The following is a 779-nucleotide window of genomic DNA, read 5'->3' as shown; positions in this document are numbered from 1 at the left end:
GTCCACGGGCTGGTCGTTAATGCCGGTGATGATGTCGCCTGGGACGAAGCGGCCGTCGGGTTGCACCCTTGCCGCTCTGAGCCCCGCGGCTTCCGCGGATGAGCCGGGCGTCACCCGCAACACCAGCACCCCTTCTACGCCCAGGCGCTCGGTCATGACCCGGTTGAGGCCTTCGTCCACCTGGATGCCGAGGGCGGGACGCACATACTTGCCGTGGGCGATGAGCTGGGGCACGACCCGGTTCACGGTGTCCACCGGAACAGCGAAGCCCACCCCGGCGTAGGCCCCCGAAGGGCTATAGATGGCGGTGTTGACGCCGATCAGCCGGCCGGCGGAGTCCAGCAGCGGCCCGCCCGAGTTGCCAGGATTGATGGCGGCATCGGTCTGGATCAAGTGCTCGATGAGACTTTCGCCGTCTCCGGCGGGCAGCGACCGGTCCAGGGCGGAGACGATGCCTGTGGTGAGGGTCCAGTCCAGCCCAAAGGGATTGCCGATGGCGAACACCTTTTGCCCCACTTTGAGGTCGTGGCTCGTGCCGATGAGGACGGGCGGAGGGCGGTTTACGCTTACCCCGATGCGCAATACCGCCAGGTCATGGGCTGGGCTCGCCCCTACCAGAGCGGCGCCGTAGCCCCGGCCGTCGCTCAACTGAACGCGGGCTTCCGAGGCCCCGGCGATCACATGGTAATTGGTCACCACGTGACCGCGCTCGTCCCAGATGAAACCGGATCCAGTGCCTCGGGGGATGGTAAAGATGTTGCGCGTCCACAGGTCCATGA

Annotated in this window: 1 protein-coding gene; it reads right to left on the bottom strand. The window is 66.5% G+C overall.

The window, feature by feature from the left end:
• Positions 1-779, bottom strand: a 779-nt coding sequence (locus ACTFO6_RS17370; protein WP_439935688.1) for a S1C family serine protease, incomplete at both ends; no start/stop codon positions are given.

The sequence above is a fragment of the Pelomicrobium sp. G1 genome (assembly GCF_051905455.1).
In the GTDB taxonomy this organism is placed as follows: Bacteria; Pseudomonadota; Gammaproteobacteria; order Burkholderiales; family UBA6910; genus Pelomicrobium.
This window is presented reverse-complemented; position numbering and strand designations above follow the sequence as displayed.